The following is a 17,486-nucleotide window of genomic DNA, read 5'->3' on the forward strand; positions in this document are numbered from 1 at the left end:
AACTGTTTCGATTGCTATCTCCCGATATACTGCGCTTTCTCCCGGGTCTGCCGGTTGCGCTCATTCGCGTTGACCTCGTCAATCGAATTGACGTTGTAAACGATTTTTGGACCTTGCTCGAACAGCTGACCGATAAAGCCGCGGTTGCCGATTCCGAGGTCAGACAGAAACGTGTCTCGTGTCGACTCCAAGAAGTTCTTGGGAATGTCGTTGAACTTCGCCTTCTCAGCGGCTTCGTCCCATTTGTCGCCGATGTCATCGACACCGAACGCCTCGCCGATTTGGTCGGCCGCAGCGCGTAGCGTCTTCTGAAGGGTCTGTAGGCCGTCTTCAACGCCGTCGTTCAACGCGAGCGCGAGCTCCTTGCCCTTCGGCTTCATGCGCGCGGTAGCAGCGTCGACGGCCGCCAGAGTTTCTTGCGTCCGGTTTTCCACTGCCTGGACATCCAGACCGGAGTCGGTGATGCCGTTCTTCTTTTCCTTGGCTTTCAGCCGCAGCTGATCGACCTGGAGTTGAAGCGCCTTCGCCTCGTCTTTGAGTTCCTTGGCCCGCGCCTTGTTCGGCTCTTGGTCGGCTTGCTGGCGGAGTTCTTTGATTCGAATCCGCAGCCGGTCGGCCTGAAGTTCGAGTTCCTTGACTTCCCGCTTGGTCGCATCGTCCAGCTTCGGCGTGTTAGCCAAAGCATTCTTGGCGTTCTTCTCGGCCTGGGTCGCGGTCTCCGCGATTTGCTTGCTGGCGTTGTCGACAGCGCCGACGATGATGATCAGACCGAGTTGTCCGGTGTCACCGAAGACTTCTTTGGCTGCCTGCATCAGTTGTGTCGCAGAGTCCACGATCTTCTTTTGCTGATCGGTGAGACCTTGGGCGAACGCTTCACCGACCGATTGGCCGGAATACAGCACCCAGCCTTGACCCGCGAACGGGCCTTCCTTGGCCGGGCTGAACGGGAACAGATCTCGTAGGGCGCCGAGGGCATTGCGCGCTGTCGACAGCATTTCGGGGACGACGGCCGACATGCCGGTAATGAAGCCGCGGAGCAGCGCCTTGCCGGATTCGACCAGATAACTGCCTACGTCGCCGAGTGCATCCTTGGCCTTCTGTGGCAGGTCACGGAACCACGCCGTGAAGTTGTCGGCCGCATCCATCAGGAAGGTAAGCCACCGTTCCAGCGTGCGCGCCAGAAAATCGGTTATCGTGGTCCAGGCGGCTTCCCAGTCGCCGGTGAATATTGCCTTCCAGGTTCGGAAAGTGGTCGCCACGGCATCGAGGCCCGTGGAAACGATCGTCTTGATCGCGTCTAACACAGTCGAAACGGTGGTCAGCAGAAACTGAATGGCCGGTACGACCACGGTAAGAATTACACTCGCAAATCCGCTGAGATACGGCAGCGCGCGAGTGAACCAATCGAGAAACTGAATCACGAATGGCAGGATCGCCACCACTATATCGAGCAGTTTCGGTAATACCTGGCTGATCAATTGCTCAAATAATGGCGTCAGCTCGGGAAGCAGGCGAACCATTTCTTTAACCCAAACCTCGGCGAACTTCACCAATTCGGGCAGCAGGGGAGTGAGGTTCGTCAGAAATTCAGCGAACACGCCGACCAATTGCACGAACAGCGGCAAAATTATCGGAATCGCCTGGGCTATACCATTCGCCAAAACCACGGCCAGGTCGCCGATCGACTTCACAATGTCGGGCAATATCGGAGCCAATTTGTCAATCGCCTGAGCGACAGCATTTCCCAGTGATCCGGCTATCTGACCAAGGGAAGCCGAGAGCCGGGGGAGAATTGGATCCAGGGCGGCAAAGCCACCGAGCAAGGCTGAATTCAGTGAGGCTGCTACAGGGGTCAGAAATTGGCCTAATAGTTCGAAAGCCTTAGCGAGCCCACTGCCGATCAAGTCCATCAATTTGGTTAATGATGGAGTCATTTTCTGAAGAATTGGCCCCAAATTATCCATCAATGCCGTCAGCACTTTCAGGATATTCGCGGAAAACGACGAGAAAAGTGGCTCTGTTTTCAAGAAGAATTCGCCGAATGATGCGAAAAACTCGCCGAGTGGCTTGCCGAGACTGGCCATCGCATTTACACCGGCCTCGAACAGCTTGTTGAACATCACGCCGAGGCCATCAAAAGTCGCAGACAATCCGGTGAACATGCGGTCGAACGGATTGTTTCCGCCCTCGCCTTGGGTCAGCCGTTCTGTCATCTGCTGAAAGTCGGCCGTGAATTTATTGAGCGAGCCAGACAGTTTCCCGAAGTTCTGGGAACCCGACTCGGCCATGTTCATAAAGCCCTGAGTGAAGTTGGAAACGGCAGGGCGCAAGTCGGTGAAGAACTTGCTGGTTTGACTCAAGATGGTGTTCACCTGAGTTATGCCGCGCGTCGAAGTGACCACATCGACAAAGCCCTGAGCCATCTCGGTCAGACCGCCGACAACGCCTTTCAGGCCCTCGGTCAACGGACCGAACAGCGGCTTGAGCTGGCGCATGATCGGCGTCAGCTTCTCTTTCCACTCCTGCGACAGCGCCGCTTTCAGGGCATCGACTTCGGGAGCCAATTCCCTTGCGGCGGCCTTGATGCCGTCTTTGCCGAGCATGATGGCCGCAGCAGCCGCACCGAACATTCCGGCGAAGGCCGGAAGCGAACCCATCAGGCCCACAACCAAACCCAGCGCAGGAGAAGCCAGCGCCGCGACCAAGGCCAGGATCCGGCCGAGGGTGAACATTCCGCGACGAATCTTGGTGATCGTCGTGTTGAACGAGTTGTTGATCGAGTTGTCGACCTCGCGGCCGAACCTGTTCATCTGCTGGCGGTTTCGTTCGATCCCGCGCCCGGCGCGTTCGGTCTCGCGTTCCCACTCGCGCCCGTACCGGCGTACCTGCTCGATCTGGGCTTCGATGTCTCGACGCAGACGCGCTCGCGCGTCGGGGTCCATGTCCGCGCCGAACTGCATACGCGTGGCGCCCTCGGCCTCTGAGACCATCCGTTGTAGCTCGCGACGAAACCTCTCCGCGTCCACGTGTGCCGGGATCCGGGCTTCGGCCTGGCGCGCGAGACGACGAAGCTCGCGTTGCATCCGCTCGACCGCGAGGTTGTCTAGGTCGATGTCGACCGGGAGACGCGTAGGGCGGGTAGCCCTCGGAACTCGGCTCGCCCCGTCGCCGCTGGAGCCTCCGGCACCGGTCTGTGCCCTGCGCGCTGCGTTGCGGATCTCGCGTTCGAAGTCGCTGGTATCGGCGACGACCTTGACCCGAACCCGAAGGGTGCGTTCCATGCGCTCGAGGTACTTATCGAGGCTCTTGCGGAAGTTCTCGGTGTTCGGAACCACCCGGACCGAGATCTTGTCGACTACCTTGCCGCCCGGCCCGGCCATGCGTCCTCCTACCCGGAGCGGACGGCCTTGGCTCGGCTCATCAACTCGGAAAACTGGTTTGATTTCTTGGGACGCTGCTTCTCGGAGTCAGGCGTCGGAATTGGCTCAGGCGGTGCGGGACGGCGCTTCGCGTGAGCGGCGATATACGCCCAAGTGAGTTCACGGATCGCGTTGACCTGAGCGACCGCCAGATAGCGGTCCTCGTTCCATCCCCGGTATTGCGGACCGCCGCGCCACGCCGCGACGAAGGCGGCCTCTGGCGGTAGATGCATCAGCAGCGCCAGGGCGCGCCGCGGACTGAGCCCGGACCCGGGACGAAGAACGTCGATGAGGTCCAGACGGTAGAAGTGCTGGAAATCTGCGAGAAGTTCCTCGCCGTGCCTGTCGATCAGGCCGGCGAGTTCGAGGCTTCCCCCGGCTGGGTGGCCTCCATCCAGCGCTGGAACACGCGCTGCAACAGCAGCTCGTCATCACCGATCTCGCGGAGCAGCTTCACACCGCCGGTCTCGGCGGCGAGCTTGATCACCTCGCGCATCGAAGTCAGGACAGGCTCAAGGTCGGCATCGTCGTCCTCGGCTTCGACCTTCATCGACTTGAGATGGACCTGAACCTTGTCCCGGTCCTTCTTGTCCAGGCGCAGCAAGTTCCGCAGAACAACGGTGGAGCCGTCAGCCAAAGGGATTGCGACGGGGGCGAATTCGTTCTCGATCTCCTCGCGGAGCGATGCGAGGGTGAAGATGTTAGCCATGGCGGGCCTTTCGGGGAATCAGCAAGAATGAGGCGGGCAAAGAAGAAACGAAGGGTGCGGCGGCCCGCCAAGGAGGCCGCACCCCCGAGCGTCAGGGTTCGACGGGGAACAAGTCCTCGTTGATCCACGAGTAGAGATCCTGGGAGCCGAGCTGCAAGAAGGTCGCGCGGATAGGCAGCGTGGCGAAGTCCTCGCCGGAGAGCTTGATAGCTTCATCGCGGCGGACATTCGATCGTGGCACGTAGTGCCCGAGCCGCACGTCACCGTCGACAATGATTGTGAGAATGGCCTTTTCGTTGACCGGTGCGGATCCGCCTTTAACGCCGAACACGCCCGCCGTGGTCGAGTTGTTCTTGCCGTAGTACAGCTTCAGGCTCGAACTGTCGAACTGCTGAATTTGCACCGTCATGTGGTCGGAGATCGCTTCCTTCTCGACCTCACGCAGCGCCTTGCGCTGCCAGGTGCCCTTTGTTTCGGTGTCGCCGCCCTCATAGGCCAACTCGGGCAGGTTCTCCAAGCTGGTGTGGCCCACGATCGACCAGCCGTTAGGCGCAGTCGAGGTCACCGAACTGACGGCCGGAGTGGTGCCACCTGACAGGCCGGTCGAGACGATGGTCAGCGGGACCGTCTTGCCCTGGAGCTTGCCAGCGAAGGCCAGCACGACCGGCGTACTGAGCAGCGGTCCACCGGAGACGTAAGTGACGTTGCCCGCGCCGATAGATGGCAGCGAAGCAACCAACTCAGCGATCTTCGGGCCGGAAGCGTCGAAGGGCACATCAACAGGAGTCTCGGCAGCCGCGGACTTGATCGTCCACTTACCGGCGGTCGGAGTGCCGGTCATGGTCAGCGTGATGTGCTGCGCGCCGAACAGCAACGGATCCAGCGTCTTGAGCGCCGCCGGAGTCGGGGGCAGAGTGCCCGGGTTCGCGACATAGATGTAGCCCGCACCGGGTGTGATGACGGCAGCGTCGTTCAACGCCATAGAGATAAGCTCCTAAGATTTGCGCGGCGGCCGAAGGCCGAGCCGGATAAGTCCCTGAACGCGCCAGCTGTCCATGTACAGGGACGAAAATTGCGTGGCGCCCATGGTTTCGAACACGGAGTTCAGATATCCGTGCTCAGTGACGGTTTGACTCTTCGCCGCGTCGTACAGTGCCGAAAGAGCGTCCTGGTACAGGTCTTCGGTTTCGATGAGACCGTCCACTGTGTACGCGGTCATCTCGACCACCGGTAGCGATAGATCCTCGGGCCTATCCAGGTTCCGGAATCCGCCCAGGCTCCTGATGTTGATCATCGGAAACGTTCGGTAATCCAGATCCTCAACCCAGGTACCGATTTTGACGGTCGTGGGCAACGCGGCCCGCAGGATCGGGAGCACTACAGCTTGGACACGCGGCATTCGCCGTGCTGTCATCGCGCCTTATGTGGAAGTCGTCGTTCCAGCCCAGCCGCGTCGGTGAGGACGTAGAGGCCCGGAACGTGCTTGCCTTCTTTGGTGACATGGCCGTATTCGATTGCCGCAGCGGCCTTCACGCCGCGCGAGTCATCGAGGTTGACGAACGCGTCGACCTCCCCGTGAGTGACTGTCACCGTGGAGTGCCCGTCGTGGCGATGCTCGGCGAGTTTCGCCCTAGCTATGTCGGCCACGGTGTGCGCTTGGTCGGAGACGGCCTTGATCACGCCGGGCAGGTGCGAGATGAGTCGGTTCATCTGCCGCTGAGACATCTCGATGCCCATCAGAACCTCCTGATCATGTAGGCAAGGTGAGCCGTTCGCCGAGATCCGTTGAAGGGCACCGCGTCTCCGAATAGAGCCCACCGAACGCCGTTCCATTCGATCTGCGTTTGAGCGCCGAGCGGGCGGTTGTTGTTGAATCCCCGGGGGAACCTCAGCTTGAACAACTGTTCGGACTCATAGCCCTCGTTGTCTTGCTCGGTTCTGCGTGCACTGGTGCCGGATTGCGCGGCGCTGCGAATCATCGCCAGCGCCGGGAATCCGGCCTTCGCCGGGCGTGTTCGGGTGTTGCCGTCTGCGTCGGTCACGACCTCTTCGGGGTAGACGATCACGGACTCATTTGCCTTGTTGAGCAGGCTCATACGTCCCGCCAGAACTGCGGCTCGGGCCTTGCGCCCAGCGGTGGCCACGGCAGCCGAGGGTGGATCAGGAAGACCCGTTCGGTCACACCGAGCAGCGACCATTCGTAGTCCATGATCTCCAGTCGGCCGGTCGCTTCTTTCCAGTTGAGTTGGTAGGAGTACGAGCCGTCGACTTCGCCGGTCATCGCCTCTGGGTTGCGGACAACCCGCATGACTGCGTTCGCTTCGACCATCACGACAATGCCAGGGTCGATCTGGCCGGCGGTGATCAGTTCGTCCAGGTTCTTGATCCTGGACCTGATCAGTAGCTCGGCGTCGTTAAGGAGTGTCGCCGCCTGCGTCGACTCGTCCGGCGTCAGGGGCCTTCCGAGGCGACTTGCTACGTCCGCCGGTACGGCTCGTGCCACTGGTCACCTCCTGGAAACCCGAAAACTTCAACTGTTCGCCGTACTCGTCATCGACTTCGACGTACGAACCGAGTGGATGCTTCAAAAGCATGTGAATGTCCTCCCAGCCGGAGCACTGAAATGTGCTCCCGGACTGTCGAATTCGAATTAGGTGGCGGTGACGTTGTCGAACTTGACGAACGCCTGCTTGTCGCCGAGCACCCACCCGAAGGTCACCTCGACCAGCAACGCGGCCTGGTTGGTCTGCCACAGGTTCACGGTGTTCGTGCCGTCCGAGATGGAGGCGGTGTCGGTGAACTTGTAGCGGATCGAATCGGCGAAACCGATTCGCAGCTGGGAGAAGTCGCCGCCGATCACACGGAGGCCGGTATCAGTCGCCGCACCCAGCTGACCGGAGACCGCGCGGCCGTAGTACGCCGGGAAGCCCAACACGTCGGAGACCTGCGCGGACAAGTCGATAGCGCCCGGGTTGAGCGTCTTACCCGACATGTCTCGCGCCGCGGCCTCTTTGACCAACGTCGAGCGGAATCGTGGGTCAACGGCCCAGCCGTTGAACTCGAAGTCTGGGTTGTTCGCGACCAGGTCATAGCCCGCGAGGAGGTCTTCGTACACCGTGCCCGGCGACACCAGGAACTTGACCACGTTTGTGGTGTTCGCGATGACGTTGGTGGTGTCGATGCCCTGGAGCGCTGTACCGGTAAGAGGCTGCTTGCCGTGGAACACCGCCAGGTCGATGCCGCGGCCGATCGCAAACGCGAGATCAGTGCGGATCTGATCGTAGAAGCCCTGCGGATTCGTCTTCGCGAACTCCTCGCTGAACGTCACGATCGTGGCAATCTTGATCGGCTGGAAGCTCTTGCTCGACCAGGCGGTACCCGAGATCGGCTTAACGCCACCCTCTCGCTGAGCGTTGCTGGTACCGGTGCCGACTTGACCGACCTCCGGTCGCTTGGTGGTGACCGGGATAACGGTCTCACCGAAAGTCACCGGAATAGGCGAACCCAGCCGCAGAGCGAGCGAGGATTCCTGAGCCTTCTGAAAAATCGGACCGGTGATCGTCTTCGGCAACAGGTTATCTGGGACATAAGCCAGACGGCCCTGGTGATTGGTAGCAGTATTCGGAGCAAGTTCGTTGATCTGTGCCATGGAGGCGGAAAATCCTTATCGAATGTTGTTCCGCAGAATCGCGCCGAAGACATCGGCAGCGGATTCGACTGACGCGCCGCCCATTCCCTGGGTCGGGTCGGTCGCAGAAGCGGAGACGGGGGAGCCGAGTAGCGTCTTGACGGTCTCGGCGTGGGCCTGCAATTCCTCAGCGTTAGAACCCTGAAGCAAGCTCGCGAACTGCTCGGCGCGTTCGCCAGGAACGCCAGCCGCCAGTGCGGTACGAAGCTTGAGAAGATCGGCAGATGCCGCAGCAGCCTGATCGGCCGCAGCCTGCTTTTCGGCATTCGCGGTGTTCAGCTGCTCGGCAACAGCCGCCTGAGCGGCAGTCAACGCGGTGTTCAACGCATCGTTCTTTTCGATGCGGTACCGCGCAGCTTCGGCGCGAACGTCGGCAAGCTCCTTCTTCACCCAGTCCGGAATATCGGCCTGATTGGTGTTCTGAGGGCTTGCACCCTGATCTTGGACAGAGTTGTCCTGGGCAGGGTTTTCGGTTGACAAAATGCCTCCTGGGCACACAAGACGCACTCGCCTGGAGTGCGGTAGTCAGAAAGAATCAGGCAGCGTCAGGAAGTTGTTCCGAGCCGTCTTTTTTGAGCCGCTGATATCCGGCTTCTACTGCGCGTCGAAATGCGTTCACCGCATCTCGACCGGACTTACCGTCCGTCGTATCGCCCCAAAGCTTCTTCGCCGCAAGATACTTCTCGCGGCCAGGCCAGTTCTTGCGATCGAAAACGGGAACGACCTTGCACCGGCAACCGGTGTGCCATTTCCGCATCATCAGACGCATCTCTTTGTCTCGACCTTCGCCGAACAGTTGGATTGCTAGCTCATCGGTTCCGTGGAACCCGGCGTTCGAGGCGGATCCGTAGGTCGGTCCTCGGCTGACCATCATTTGGCAGAATCCGCACGGCTCCGCGCTCGTGGTGACACGCGCCCACCCGGGCACCCGTTTCCGGCTTCGCTCGGTTGGCCGGGGTGTGACGCCCGACTCGGGAGCAGATGAGCCCTCGGGTTCGGTCTCGCGTGGTGGAGCTTCCGGCTTTTCGGACTGAGGTTCGATTTCGTCTGTGCCCGGGTCGGTTTCGACCGCGTCGATGATCGTTCGGCGTCCTGCGCCTTCGACTACCTTCAGGGTTCGGAGCGTCACAGCGTCGACGGCCGAGCCGGGCGCGTCCTCCTGGGACATCTTCCGTCGCTCGGGCTCCAAGTCTTCGCGGAACCAATCGAGGCTGTAACCGGGCAGCTGCACGTCGTGACGCGACGCGCCCGGCAGATGCTCGGCGCGCTGGAAATCGTAGAACCGCCGCGCCAGCTCCGCCGACTGTCGCCGCGCCCGTTCGATCGTGGGATACAGCAACCGGAGCAACAGCTCCCAATCCAGCACTGACATGTCAGTGCTCTGGTACTGCCTGGTCATCAAATAGACGGTTGCCGCGGTTTGGACGTCGATCTGGCGTTGCTGCTCGGCGTACTCGTCCAGGTTCACGCGGCAGCCTGTTTCGGCGCTCCGGTGCCGGCCGCGCCGGGACGTGCAGGTTGACCAGCGGGCATCGGCGGAGCCGCAAGCATTTTCGTCAGCTGGCTCGTTGAGGACTTCTCATCCCACTCATCCATCTGGGCGCGCTGTTCGTCGGTGTATCCGAGTTCGATTCGAACCATCTCCACCGGCACGATCGGACGACCGTCCGCGGACTTAGCCGTCGCCAACTTCGTGTAGGCGTCTGCCTTGGAGGCCAGCGTCGGAGTGCTCGGGTCGCGCCAGACTGCTTCGAGGCGGCGGAAGTCCTCGGGCACATCCTTTTTCATCACCCGCATGGCCAGGCGCATCGCGGCTTCCCACGATCCGCCGAATTGGCGGGCGATCCGTTCGACCGTCTTTACCAACCGGATCTCCGATGCCTGGATCGCTTCCGCGCTCGCGGGGTTATCGGAGTTGTACGCAAGGTACTGCGGGGGGAGACCGGTGTAGCTGGCGAACTGTCGGCTGAGTTCGCCCATGACATCGGTGAAGTTCCTCAGATCAGCCGCGCTGAACTGGAACGCCGAGCCGGCCTCGTTGGCGAATGCCGCCAACCGGCCGTAGTACATCTCTTCCAGCTCGGCCTTCGAGCCGTTCGGAGCGATCTCCGACTTCTCGACACCGAACACCAGCCGAAGCGGAACCGCCATCAGTTCCTCAGCGGCCTGAAGATTCATCATCAGCCTCGCGGCAGCGTCAGTCACTGCGCGGATCTCCGGTGTCAACACCGACATGCCGTAGCGGTTGGATAGCTTGGCGCCATGCACGATCGGCACAACTGGCACTTCGCCGAGGTTGTGCGGGATCCGTTGTTCTGTCGCCCATTGCGACGCAGCGCCCTGGGCGCGAACCAGCAACAGTGTCTCGTTCGGGAGGAGCAGGGTTGCCCGCTCTGGCTCTCCAGTGGCTTCCCTTGCCTGGTAGATCCGTAATGCGCGGGTCACCTTGCGAGTGCGCGGGTCCATCTCCGCGTACATGCTCAAGGGGGACTCCAACCGAATGATTGGAGAGTCCTGATCGTCGTGTTCACCTGGGGCGGCAACGGTGATGTAGGAACGCCCGTAGGTCAGAGCGTCCATGTGGCCGAGACACGATTCCTCATCGAGGTCGTTGTCCTGCCACCACTGCCGGATGTCGTCCAGACCCTCGTCTTTGCCAGAAAGACGGAAGTCCTCCAGGTCAAGGCGTTGTTCGAGTGCCCGTAGATACAAGGCTGGCCAACCGATGTCCATGCGGAGCCGGGCCATCTCTGGCGGTGTCGCCATACCGAGGGTCTTGAGCCGGTACTTGCTTTCGGCGTACTCGGCGGACTCCTTGAGATCCGGTGTGGCGGCCGAGAGCGCGTTAGTGAGGTGGTTGACGTGTTCGTCTGTCGTTGTCAGGCCAGGATCACCGCCCCCCGACCTCGGTTCTTCTTGCTCATCAAAAAGTCCTGTCGTGCACCGAACGCGAGCACGGCGCAGACGGCGGCGTCGATTTTGCGGCTGCTGTCTTTGCTGGCCTTGCGGATGCTGATTGCGTCGTACGTCGTCGGGTGCCGACGAGCGTTCAAAATGTGTTGGCGCAGAACGCGGTTGCCGTCGTGGATGACTTCCTTCTCCAGCACCGCGTCTAGGAAGCGTTCGCAGTCGAGCGCGAAACGCTTCTGTTGTCCGCGCATGTCGAACGCGATCGGATGACCGGGTGTCGCGTTGACCTTGATCTTGCGGCGATAGTCGCGAGACCAGATGTCGACATACGCTTCGAATTCCCGTACGTCAGCGCGCATTCCAACTACGTCGTATCGTTCGAACGCACTTCGCACGGCCGCGTCGACATCGTCTCGGGGCACTTCCCCGTGGGGGTGGTCGGTCGGATCCCAGACGTTGAGCAGAAACACCGCACCGTCCTCGATCCGGCACGCGACCAAGGCCGTGTGGTCGTTGCTCTTGGAGCCGTCGAAGCCCAACGTGATGCGGTCATTCGCCTGGAGTTGCACGACACCGTGAAGCCGGTCCCACTCATGCGGAGCGATCCACGAGTCTTCCGACGCGTTGACCTGATTCAGGAACTTGCGGCGGCTCTCGCTGACCGGGCGTCGCCGGTCCAGCATCGACGCGATAATGACATCCAAATCGAGCCAGACCGCGTCACCGCGGGCTACCTCCAGCCCGGCTCGCAGCTGGGCGACGCCTGCCGCGTAGCCTTCGGGATCTTCTACCGGGGACGGGATCTCGGACAGGGGAGTCTCGGCCGGCGCTTCAACCGCGTCGTAGAGCAGTCCGGTGTCAATTGCCCGACCCGACAACACATCCATGTAGGCGTCGTGATCACGTTCGCCTACCGAATCTTCGCCGGGAACGTGCGCGTTGCAGATACTCAGCGCCCGGCAACTGCCATAGCTTGCCTTGTCGACGTTTCCCGCGATGACCTCGGCCATACGGTGGCCGTTGTTCGCTTCGACCCACCATTGAACTTCGTTGAGGATCACGAATGTCGGGCGCTTGCCTTCGAGGCTCAGCGGCGAGGATGTGACGCCTTCGATGATTCCGCCGTCTGCTGAATAGATGACGGTCTTGTTGATATCGAGTTTGAATTCTTCCTTGAGCCGCTTCGACGCCATCGCCGGAAACAAGCTGAACGTGTTGCGGGTCTGATCCAAACTAACTGCCGCGCACTGGATCCATGCTGCGTGCCGCTTCTTACCGACCGGCTCGTCGTTGGCGTCCCAATGCGAAAAGGCGACCGGTCCGCACAGTTCGACCAACGCCAATGCGGCGCTTACGGGGTCTTTGCCCCACCCCTTGAGTCTTCGGAGAACGCCCGACCGATATATGAATCGGCCGTCCGCGTCGACCGCGTACCACCACACGATGAAACGGATCTGCTCATCGGTCGGCATGAATGGTGTACCGGCGTTCGGGCCGCCAGGAGTCAGAACGTACTCAAACAACCACGCGAGGACCTGCCAACCCAAGGTTTTCTCGGGGAGGAACCATTGCCCGGTCGGATACTTACGCCACGTCGGGCCGTAGATGTGGGGTGGGGCGGGAAGGAGTTCCGTGGGGTACTCCACCCGCCTCCTTTCTTGAATTAGGTTGGCAGAGAACGACCAAGGGTCGCGGCCATCAGCTCAACCCCTTTGAACGAAGGATGAATGGTGTCGCACGTAAGATCGGCTGGTAGCGCCGTCGCATCGACTTGAGTACGCATCGCTGCGTCGAAGTCCACGAAACCCGCTGCTCCGTAAGGCAAGCTCGCAAGCCAATCGTTGGCAGCGATGCGATTCGCGTTACCCGTGGTTGATCGTGGAATCGTGGCACCGAGGTAAATTGGCTTCTCGCCGATCGTTGCTCTCACCTGCGCCATCAGTGCCGCAATGTCTGTCTGGTATTGAGCCAGCGACCGGCCGCCGGTTGTGAAGTCGTTGCTACCAGTGGCGATGATCGCGCCGTCGAGCTGCGCGGCGGCAAGATCCATCCGCGAAAAGAACTGCGGAAAGTTCGCCGGAAGGTACTGGGAGGTCATCATCCCCGCCATGGACATGTTCACGACCAAGGCACCGTTGCGAGCCGCCCACTGATTCGGGTAGTTCCGCCAAATCGGCTGCGGCACAACAGTAGAGCTGCCAGTGCCGCGCGAACCCATGACGCCTTCTGCGATGCTGTCGCCGATATAGAGCCATGCCGATCGGGTGGTGACGGTCTCGTACTCGATGATCAGGTCCAAGGGGATACCCGCCGGGATAGTGGAACCGGCACTGGTCGAGGGGTCCAACGCTGAGGCGGCGGACGACCAGTAGAAGCACTCGCCGATGGTCAAGCCGACGTTCGTAGCCGAGGCCACCGTGTAGGCGATAGCGAGTAGGTATTCGCGATCGGCCTGAAGCTGCTGGAGGGGATCTGTAACCCAATTGGAGGTGTAGAAACTGCCGTCACCGGGGATCGGGAAGTCGGCAGACACGATGTTGAATGCAGTGTTGCCGACGAAACCGCCCGTGCGGGATGTCGTTCCGTTGCCGGAGGTGGTTCGCGCGGCTTCGCCGAGCCGGATGCCTTTGCCGGTCAATGCTGCTCTCGCAGCGCCGGTCATCCCGTAGTTGCGTGCTCGTACTCGCCATCGAGTGGAGGTGACCGGCAATCGCACTGAGGTACGAAACCCGGCCTGGGTGTTGACCGTGATCGGCGTAGTCGCGACGGTCTGGTCCATTCCGCCGTTGCAGTAGGGAATGATTCGAGTCTTCTCAGCCGCGTATGCGCCCGCGATGCCGTCCTCGATGTGATTCATGCGAGCCGCGGAAAGCGGCGTAGTCTTCGACGGGGGATCGTTCTCCCACGCCTGCTTCACGTAGGGCAATTACGCTCCGGGATAGAGGGTTTCGGACGGATACAACGATTCGGATGGGTACGGGACAGTCGGACCGACCACAGCAGTGATGGGGAACGCCTGTGCGGTGCCGGGCGCGACCGCTATGTCGCTGACGACGGACACTGCACCTTCGAGCGCGTATGCCCGCGCCGCACCAACAGCCGTGGTGACTTCCACGGCGGCACCGGCCACAGGCACTAGGGGCGAAGTCGTCGCGATACCCCGGGAGAGTTCGAGGTTCACCACCACGTCGGCTGAGATATGTGCGACGAATGGGAATGCCCCGGCGCTAGCTGTACCTGCGGTGAGCGGTACGGAAGCACCTGCCGCCGATTCGAGCGGGCTGCTCGCGCCCGCCGCGGTGGCTGTGTTGAGGTGTACGACCGGTGCGACGCTGGGCGCCAATGGGTGAGCGTTGGCTGAGCCTGTCGCTACCTTTAGCTGCACGCTCGGCCCGGCTGTCGCGATGATCGGGAGTGCTGAGCCGACCGCCTGAGCGAGTCCGAGTTCCACCAGCACAGAACGGGTTCCGTTCCACAGCAGCCGGTCTCCGAGCCACACGCGGGTCGCGTGTTGGTTGTCGCGACCGCGCACGATCCGGTACGGCTCTACACCGCGACGACGGATCGGCATCGGTTAGGCGACCGTGAAGGTAAGCAGCCCAGCGGCATTCACTTTCGTCGTGAACGTCGAGTTCGTGGACGAGATGTTGCCGCCCAGATCGCCGTATGCCATCAGTGGCTTGTTCGGTGTGCCGTTGTCGACATAGATCACAGCCCATTTGGCCGTGATGGTCGAGTTCGGCCACGACGGGTCATCGAAGTCGACGGTGATCGTGTTCGACGCCGGGTCATAGGTCCACGTCAGATTCGTAACCGTCTGTCCGCCAGCTGTGTAACCCGGGCCGGTTGCCTCGCTGGCAACATGCGCGAAGTACTGGTGTACGTCCTGATCGGGCACGTAGGCCGAGCTGCACAGAGCGATCTTGACCGGGTGGCTGTTCAGATTGACTTCGCCTGCAAACAAGGACCGCGTCAGCCGTCCGTAGATCTTGGTGACTTCGCCAGCCAACGAGACTCCTAGTAAGTGAGGTAGGTGGTGTTCGGGTCGCGTGCTGGCAGGGCCGTGAATTCGGTTTCGGTCATCCACACGATGCGATCGACACCACCTGCATTGCGGACGTAGTCGTTAAGACCCGTGGCAGGCGGCAGTGGCAGGTGAGCATCAATGAGGTCCCACAACGGCACGGTGCCGCCGGTATCCGGCACGAGGATCGGATAGCTCTGGTTGCCGATAGTCACCAGGGCAGGGCCGGGGTCGAGATCCGGCGACGTGAAACTTCCATCAGGCAGAATCTCGACCAGGTGGTTGTATCGAACGACGATGCCCGACCCGGTGTGATCCCTTCGGATATCGCGGGCCGTGAACGCGATCTGCCGGACCGCTCGGGCGTGCCCGATGTCGATAATGCGGTCAGCGATGATCGTCACGCGGCGTGCTTCTCCAGCGCGTCGAGTCGTCGCAGTACCTCAGCGAGTGCATCGACCATGGTCTTGTCTCCGAGCTGCTTCCAGCCGGGGTACTCGCCTGCGTCGCGGGCACCTTCACCGGCCAGCTGTTCGCGGATGTCCTTGACATCACTGCCGATCGGGCCGACGTAGCCGACGATGAAGTCTTCGATGTGTTTGACCTCTGCTGCGCTCAACGGCGCGTCCTCCCTGTCAATGAATGCCTGGACATCACGGCGGAATGCGCCCATGTCGATGCCGGCCGGGTCGATCTTGCCTTCGGAGCTGTACTCGCGATGAGCGGCGCAATCGCTTGCGTCCCTGCCGATTCGGCGAAGGATCGCCGCGCAGCCGCGCTTGTAGGCGTCCAGCTGTTCGGGGGTCCAGTCGCTACCATCACCGCGTGATACGGCCTCGATGCCGATCGTGTGATAGTTCGCGTTGTCGGTCGGCCAGCCGTCCCAGCTGCCCCGCCCCGCGTGCCAGCAGACGCCCACCGCGATCACTCGGAATGTGCCGTCGCGCTCCAAAACCAGCTGTGCCAGTGGGCCTTTCAGGTCCGGGCGGCCAAACTGGACAATGCGCCAGTCCTGACTGCCGCCTCCGGCGGTGTGATGACAGATGACGCCGCGAATATCGCGGAAGTCGTCGTGTCCTCGACCCCGCCAGCCTTCGTGCTCGATGACCCGCAAGCCCTCCGCGCGGAGGACATCAGCGAGCCACACCGGATCACCGGTCCAAGACATGCAGAATCCAATCGAAATAGATCGTTAAGTGGCCGAAGGCCGAAAGATGGTTAATGCCCGTATCTGTCCGGGCCGACGACACCCCGAAATTTGTCCCCCTCGGAGCGGGTACGTCTGTTGCTGGGGGCACCTAACGTCCCCAGCGCCTCACCTTGTATGCCGCGTGGCTATCGCGGGGTCGGGTACTGGGCTTCCTTGCGGCACGGCCGTTTTCCCATTGCTGATATCCCTGGATTCGAACCAGGATCGTGCGGAGTAACGTCCCGCTGCTCTGCCGGTTGAGCTAGACATCAAAGACAGAACAGCTCCGGAGGGACACCTACCTCCGGAGCCGGAGCGCGGAACCGCGCTCTGGGCAGTGACCAGACAGTCAACCGCCCTAACTTCCCGCCCGCATCCGCTGACGGAACATCTCTGCGATATCGACCACTTCGGCCTCGTTGCCGTTGCGCTCGACCTCCAGGCGCACTCTGCGCCTGGCGCCCTCGGTCACCAGCAAGTCATTGAGCATCGACTGGACCACCGAGAGGACCTGGCCGTTCACTCTCGGCGACTTGAGTAGGCCGTCGAGGAAATGCATGGTGAGACGGGCCATCTCCCAGTCCGAGGCTTCGTAGTACTCGGCCTGCGCCGAGTGCCGAAGCGACTCGTACAGATCCATCACGAGCCCGTGAGGGCCAGCAAGATCCAGATCCGGAATCGACACCACACCCACCGCGGCTACGGTGTCGACCGGTCCGTCCGGCCTATTGCGCCGGACTCTCTGATCGGACCTTTTAGGGACAGGGCCACGAGCGCCCACATTGACCTCCTGGGTCTGACGGGCTCCTGTCCCGTCAATGACATAGCGACCCAGGGTGACGTTCGGCAGGGCGAAACCTCCGGGTTCTCAACTCGCGCCGACGCGCAACGCTCGCCGCTGCGCCCTCGGCGGCGGATTTCCGGCCATGACACGGTGTGCACACGGCGCGAAGATTGCTCAGGGAGTGATCGCCTCCCGGGCGTATGTGATCGACCTCGGAAGCCTTGTGCAAACACCCGCGCAATCCCAGCTGACACAGCTGGCCGTCGCGCCGCATGACCGCGGCCCGCCGTGCGGGCCAGTCGGCCGGCAGTTCGTTACGCCGGTCGGACGTAGACCAACTCACACCAGCAGCGGCAAGACCAGTACGGCGATGGAGATAACCACCTTCGCGATGTCGAGCCACTGTTGTACAGACAAACCAAACACTGAATAACCCTCTCTACCGGCAGCGGCCTACCTCCGGCCGCTGACCGGCCGGGCCGAGCCTTCGGCTCGGCATTCCCTTGGCGGCGTGAGGAAGCCGAAAGCTTCCGAGCCGATCGGCTCGGTCGGGGAACGGCCCTGGAAGGCCGTTTCGATCGGTTCGGGACCGCCCTTGGAGGGGCGGTCGACCGGTCCGGCCGAACCGGCTTCATACCGGCTCGGGTCGGTCGATCGGACGACGTTCGGGGTCGTCGTTCGGGACTACGTCCCTCTCTCCTACCCCTCACTAGTAAGTAGGTGACCAATTTTCCGAAAACCGGCATTCGTACGGCGTCTAGTG

At 61.6% G+C, this 17,486-nt stretch carries 18 protein-coding genes and 1 tRNA gene; all 19 read right to left on the reverse strand.

Going from position 1 to position 17,486, the window contains the following annotated elements; all coding sequences use genetic code 11:
- Positions 1–14: 14 nt before the first annotated feature.
- Positions 15–3,380, reverse strand: coding sequence for a hypothetical protein (locus KV110_RS05300; protein WP_218473950.1), 3,366 nt, complete (start codon positions 3,378–3,380; stop codon positions 15–17).
- Positions 3,381–3,768: 388 nt separating this feature from the next.
- Positions 3,769–4,128: a phage tail assembly protein gene (locus tag KV110_RS05305; RefSeq protein WP_218473952.1), complete on the reverse strand. Its 360-nt coding sequence runs from the start codon at positions 4,126–4,128 to the stop codon at positions 3,769–3,771.
- 91 nt (positions 4,129–4,219) lie between these two features.
- Complete coding sequence (locus KV110_RS05310; protein WP_218473954.1) at positions 4,220–5,110, reverse strand: phage tail tube protein; 891 nt, start codon at positions 5,108–5,110, stop codon at positions 4,220–4,222.
- A gap of 12 nt (positions 5,111–5,122) precedes the next feature.
- A complete protein-coding gene (locus KV110_RS05315) occupies positions 5,123–5,506 on the reverse strand; it encodes a hypothetical protein (RefSeq protein WP_343224167.1) in 384 nt (127 codons plus the stop codon).
- 32 nt (positions 5,507–5,538) lie between these two features.
- On the reverse strand, positions 5,539–5,865 hold the full coding sequence (locus KV110_RS05320; protein WP_218473956.1) for a DUF5403 family protein: 327 nt from the start codon (positions 5,863–5,865) through the stop codon (positions 5,539–5,541).
- Positions 5,865–6,224, reverse strand: a complete 360-nt coding sequence (locus KV110_RS05325) for a hypothetical protein (RefSeq protein ID WP_218473958.1) — start codon at positions 6,222–6,224, stop codon at positions 5,865–5,867. Before KV110_RS05325 ends, KV110_RS05320 begins: the two co-directional genes overlap by 1 nt.
- Positions 6,221–6,631 carry a Gp19/Gp15/Gp42 family protein gene (locus KV110_RS05330; protein ID WP_218473959.1) on the reverse strand — a complete coding sequence of 137 codons (411 nt, stop codon included), beginning with the start codon at positions 6,629–6,631 and terminating at the stop codon, positions 6,221–6,223. Before KV110_RS05330 ends, KV110_RS05325 begins: the two co-directional genes overlap by 4 nt.
- A 147-nt stretch (positions 6,632–6,778) precedes the next feature.
- On the reverse strand, positions 6,779–7,777 hold the full coding sequence (locus tag KV110_RS05335; RefSeq protein ID WP_218473961.1) for a phage major capsid protein: 999 nt from the start codon (positions 7,775–7,777) through the stop codon (positions 6,779–6,781).
- Positions 7,778–7,792: 15 nt separating this feature from the next.
- Entirely contained in the window at positions 7,793–8,296 is a 504-nt protein-coding gene (locus KV110_RS05340; RefSeq protein WP_218473962.1) for a hypothetical protein, read from the reverse strand.
- 55 nt (positions 8,297–8,351) lie between these two features.
- Positions 8,352–9,284 (reverse strand): VG15 protein, encoded by a 933-nt coding sequence (locus KV110_RS05345; RefSeq protein ID WP_218473964.1) that lies wholly within the window; start codon positions 9,282–9,284, stop codon positions 8,352–8,354.
- Positions 9,281–10,699: a phage portal protein gene (locus tag KV110_RS05350; RefSeq protein ID WP_218478184.1), complete on the reverse strand. Its 1,419-nt coding sequence runs from the start codon at positions 10,697–10,699 to the stop codon at positions 9,281–9,283. The genes KV110_RS05345 and KV110_RS05350 overlap by 4 nt, the downstream gene beginning before the upstream one ends.
- The gene (locus tag KV110_RS05355) at positions 10,696–12,372 is read right to left on the reverse strand and encodes a hypothetical protein (RefSeq protein WP_218473965.1); all 1,677 of its coding nucleotides are present in this window, start codon (positions 12,370–12,372) and stop codon (positions 10,696–10,698) included. Before KV110_RS05355 ends, KV110_RS05350 begins: the two co-directional genes overlap by 4 nt.
- 17 nt (positions 12,373–12,389) lie before the next feature.
- A complete protein-coding gene (locus KV110_RS05360) occupies positions 12,390–13,643 on the reverse strand; it encodes an SGNH/GDSL hydrolase family protein (RefSeq protein WP_246634685.1) in 1,254 nt (417 codons plus the stop codon).
- A gap of 657 nt (positions 13,644–14,300) precedes the next feature.
- Complete coding sequence (locus tag KV110_RS05365; protein ID WP_218473968.1) at positions 14,301–14,735, reverse strand: hypothetical protein; 435 nt, start codon at positions 14,733–14,735, stop codon at positions 14,301–14,303.
- Between the two features lie 8 nt (positions 14,736–14,743).
- On the reverse strand, positions 14,744–15,154 hold the full coding sequence (locus KV110_RS05370) for a phage upper tail fiber protein (protein ID WP_218473970.1): 411 nt from the start codon (positions 15,152–15,154) through the stop codon (positions 14,744–14,746).
- Positions 15,151–15,864 (reverse strand): peptidoglycan recognition protein family protein, encoded by a 714-nt coding sequence (locus KV110_RS05375; RefSeq protein ID WP_246634357.1) that lies wholly within the window; start codon positions 15,862–15,864, stop codon positions 15,151–15,153. Before KV110_RS05375 ends, KV110_RS05370 begins: the two co-directional genes overlap by 4 nt.
- A 274-nt stretch (positions 15,865–16,138) precedes the next feature.
- Positions 16,139–16,211 (reverse strand) — tRNA-Asn (locus tag KV110_RS05380).
- A gap of 86 nt (positions 16,212–16,297) precedes the next feature.
- Complete coding sequence (locus KV110_RS05385; protein WP_218473972.1) at positions 16,298–16,720, reverse strand: phage terminase small subunit; 423 nt, start codon at positions 16,718–16,720, stop codon at positions 16,298–16,300.
- Positions 16,721–16,754: 34 nt separating this feature from the next.
- Positions 16,755–16,997: an HNH endonuclease gene (locus KV110_RS05390; RefSeq protein WP_218478185.1), complete on the reverse strand. Its 243-nt coding sequence runs from the start codon at positions 16,995–16,997 to the stop codon at positions 16,755–16,757.
- Positions 16,998–17,486 lie beyond the last annotated feature (489 nt).

The organism is Nocardia iowensis (assembly GCF_019222765.1).
GTDB lineage: Bacteria > Actinomycetota > Actinomycetes > Mycobacteriales > Mycobacteriaceae > Nocardia > Nocardia iowensis.